Source organism: Azospirillum sp. B506 (assembly GCF_000333595.1).
Classification (GTDB): Bacteria; Pseudomonadota; Alphaproteobacteria; order Azospirillales; family Azospirillaceae; genus Azospirillum.
The window spans coordinates 1-3308 of sequence record NZ_BADK01000130.1 but is presented as its reverse complement, the minus strand read 5'-3'; the positions used below and the strand labels follow the sequence as shown (position 1 = coordinate 3308).

Annotated in this window: 5 protein-coding genes and 1 pseudogene; 4 read left to right on the top strand and 2 right to left on the bottom strand. The window is 63.2% G+C overall.

Annotated elements, in window-relative coordinates; genetic code table 11:
* The 4 genes and pseudogenes from I71_RS39475 to I71_RS04590 all read left to right on the top strand — a co-directional run.
* Window positions 1–133: pseudogene (locus I71_RS39475) on the top strand (NADP-dependent isocitrate dehydrogenase); the annotation flags it as partial.
* 129 nt (window positions 134–262) lie between these two features.
* On the top strand, window positions 263–643 hold the full coding sequence (locus I71_RS04600; protein WP_042691253.1) for an oxidoreductase: 381 nt from the start codon (window positions 263–265) through the stop codon (window positions 641–643).
* Between the two features lie 103 nt (window positions 644–746).
* The gene (locus I71_RS04595; RefSeq protein ID WP_042691250.1) at window positions 747–1706 is read left to right on the top strand and encodes an SPFH domain-containing protein; all 960 of its coding nucleotides are present in this window, start codon (window positions 747–749) and stop codon (window positions 1704–1706) included.
* A 4-nt stretch (window positions 1707–1710) separates the two neighbouring features.
* Entirely contained in the window at window positions 1711–2154 is a 444-nt protein-coding gene (locus I71_RS04590) for an NfeD family protein (protein WP_042691247.1), read from the top strand.
* A 90-nt stretch (window positions 2155–2244) separates the two neighbouring features.
* On the opposite strand, the gene I71_RS04585 is transcribed toward I71_RS04590, so the two are convergent.
* Window positions 2245–2613 (bottom strand): GcrA family cell cycle regulator, encoded by a 369-nt coding sequence (locus I71_RS04585; protein WP_042691243.1) that lies wholly within the window; start codon window positions 2611–2613, stop codon window positions 2245–2247.
* Between the two features lie 174 nt (window positions 2614–2787).
* Window positions 2788–3308 (bottom strand): anti-sigma factor (locus tag I71_RS04580; protein ID WP_042691240.1); only part of this gene is annotated, 521 nt, incomplete at its 5' end.

Here is a 3308-nt window from a genome sequence, read left to right as displayed (position 1 = left end):
AACCGTCGAGGCCGGCTATATGACCAAGGATCTCGCCATCCTGATCGGCCCGCAGCAGCCGTGGCTGACCACAAAGCAGTTCCTGGACAAGCTGTCGGACAACCTTGAAAAGAAGATGGCCGCCTGGTCGTAAGGCTGACTGTTTCTTCGATGGGTGCGACGCCGCGTCCGGGTCAAACCGGAGTGCGGCTCGGCTAGGGTTCGGGCGGGGAGTTTCGGCTCCCCGCCTTTTTCTTGTCCGTATCTGAAAGGAGCGAACCCTATGCCCAACGATCTGTTCCGCGTCGCCGTCGTCGGCGCCGGCGAGACCGGAACGCCCCTGCTGAGCAAACTGCTTGCGGCCCCCTTCGTCGAACTGCTGGGTGTAGCGGACCTGGATCCCGAAGCACCGGGCATGCTCCTCGCCGGCCATCGAGGGGTGAAGACCACCACCAGCTTCCAGGAACTGGCGGGATTGGGCGAGCAGTTGGACGTGCTGATCGACGTCACCGGCGTGCCTGCGGTGCGCGACTCGCTGCGCAAGGCGATGCAGGAGACCGGCAACCACCACACGGTGATCGTCCATGAGATGGTGGTTCAGCTGATGCTGTCGCTGCTGAATGGCGAACGGGTGACACTGAAACACGACACCCACGACTATTGAAGCGGACGACCGAGGCCGCGCCAGGATTTGCAGCCCCTCGAAATTGCCTCATGATGGTTTGACGGCGTCCATTGCGACGCCGCCCTGTTAGGAGCGGCCATCGATGGAACTCGGCATTCTGGTTATCGCAGCGTTCGTGCTGGTTGTCATTTTGGCGATCACCAGCGTCCGCACCGTCCCCCAGGGCTTCAACTTCATTGTCGAGCGGCTGGGGCGCTATCAGGAGACGCTTCATCCCGGCTTCAATGTCATTTTCCCGGTGATCAGTTCGGTTCGCGCCAAGGTGGACATGCGCGAGACGGTGGTCGATGTGCCTTCCCAGAGCGTCATCACCAAGGACAATGCCGCTGTGACCGCCGATGGCGTGCTGTATTTCCAGGTGCTGGACCCGATGAGGGCGACCTACGAAGTCAACGACCTGCAGCGAGCGATCCAGACGCTGGCGATGACCACCACCCGAACGGTCATGGGTTCCATGGACCTGGACGAATTGCTGAGCCAGCGGGAGGCGATCAACGCTAACCTGCTGCGCGCCGTGGATGAGGCCACCGCCTCCTGGGGCGTGCGGGTGACCCGCATCGAACTGCGCGACATCACCCCGCCCGAGGATATCGTCCAGGCGATGGGGCGCCAGTTGAAGGCCGAACGCCTGCGCCGCGCCCAGATCCTGGAGGCCGATGCCGAAAAGGAAAGCCAGATCCGCATCGCCCAAGGCAAGCTCGAAGCCGCCAAGCTGGAAGCGGAAGCGCGGGAACGGCTGGCAGAGGCGGAGGCGAAGGCAACACGGATGGTGTCCGAAGCGGTGGCACAGGGATCGAACCAGGCGCTGGGCTATTTCCTCGGCCAGAAATACATGGAGGCGTTGAAGGCCTTCGCCGCATCTCCGAACCAGAAGACAATGATCCTACCGGTGGAGCTGGCCGGCATTGCCGGTACCCTCTCGGGCTTGGGTGAGCTGCTACGCGATGCCACCCCGCCCCGGACGCCGGAGACCTCTGCCCCTGGTCCGCGCAATCCCTGGTCGGTGCCGCCGACCACAACGGCCTCAGCCGACGAGGAGTGACGGGATGTCGCCTCTGCTGTGGGGAGCGCTGGGCGCCGTGTTGATCGCGGCGGAGCTGGTGATCCCCGGCCTCTTTTTGATCTGGTTCGGTGGGGCGGCATTGCTGACCGGGCTGGTTACGGCACTATGGCACGACTGGGGGCTGGTCAACGAGGCCGGCTTCTTCACGGTTGCCGCCGGTGCCGCAGTTGCGGCGGCCATGATCCAGGCACGTCGCCGCACTGAATCGGCCGAAATAGATGCCGCTCACATCAATGACCGCGCCGGCCAGTTGGTTGGCCGCGCAGTGACGCTGAGCGAACCGATCATCAACGGACAGGGACGGGTCTTCGTCGGCGATACCCTATGGTCGGTCGAAGGACCGGACCGGCCGGCCGGAGCCGCGATGCTGGTCGTCGGCCACAAAGGCATGGTCCTGGTGCTGCGCGATGCCGTGGAGGTGCGATAGAGCGTCGCTCGCGCAGGCATTCGACGGAAGCCCAACAAAAAAGCCCGCCTCTCCCTTGAGAGCGGGCTTTTTTGGATGTCATATCGTCGCTCAGGCGGCGCCGACGTTGCGGTCTTCATCACGTTTCTTGCTGCCCGATGTCGGCTGGTAGGCCAGCGCTGCGTGCTCCGCGCAGTAGGGCATACCGGGCAAGGCGGTCTTGCCGCAGAAATGGAAGTCCTGGTGTTTGGGATCACCGACCGGCCATTTGCACATCCGCTCGGTCAGAGCGAGGATGGTGGCGCCGCGCGTCGGCTTCTTCTTGATCGGCGACGGCCGGCCGGACAAGCCCAGCCGATGGGCCTTGCCGATAACCGCGTTGCGGGTGATGTCTCCCAGAATGTCGGCGATCTCGCTCGCGCTCAAACCCTGGGACCAGAGATCCTTGAGCTGTTGAATCCGCTCGTCCGTCCAACTCATCCCCGAGTACTCCCGATCCGGTGTCCGGTTATGCTGTGGCAAACAGGTCACGGTCTAGTGCCGTTTTCCATAAGCCGCAACATTTTGTGCCAGCCGGTGAAGAAGCTACCAGATGACGGCCGCAGACGATAGGGGGGCGCGGCAACATTCCTGTTGATAAGTCCGTGGGCAATCTCAGGAATTCAACGCGCCATAGACCTCCTCTGCAACGCCGGACAGCGTATCCCGATCGGCCTCTCCGGCGACGGCCAGTGCTAACCCGTTGTCCTGCCAATACAAAGCACGGACACCACCATCCTGAGCGAACCGGAACGCCGAACCGGAGGCGTTGGGAGAAGGGCGGATATACAACGTGATGCGACGCCCGGCCGCATCCTCGTACATGTACATTGCAACAGGTCCAGCGGAATCGGCCAAAAGCCGCCCGCCGATCAGCTGGTAGCCCCCTCTTGTGACTTTTGGGCAACGCATGTTCTTGCCCAGCCGCTTGGACAGCCAGTTCACCAGATGAGTCTCCTCGTCGACGCCGATCTCGACCGGATGACGGACCTCGACGGAGAAGACACGATGGGCGGCAACGGCATCGGCGATGAAGGCAGCGGTCAGCGGTTCGGTCCGAATGCTGCCGCCATTGCCGATGCGGTCACGCAGCAGCCAGCCGCTGGTCCCGCCGGCCACGAACACCAGGAGGGAAG

What these genes read in the sequence shown, in the direction of transcription:
- I71_RS04590 (WP_042691247.1), top strand. Translation starts at nt 1,711, where the DNA reads ATGTCGCCTCTGCTGTGGGGAGCGCTGGGCGCCGTGTTGATCGCGGCG.
- I71_RS04600 (WP_042691253.1), top strand. Translation starts at nt 263, where the DNA reads ATGCCCAACGATCTGTTCCGCGTCGCCGTCGTCGGCGCCGGCGAGACC.
- I71_RS04585 (WP_042691243.1), bottom strand. Translation starts at nt 2,613, where the DNA reads ATGAGTTGGACGGACGAGCGGATTCAACAGCTCAAGGATCTCTGGTCC.
- I71_RS04595 (WP_042691250.1), top strand. Translation starts at nt 747, where the DNA reads ATGGAACTCGGCATTCTGGTTATCGCAGCGTTCGTGCTGGTTGTCATT.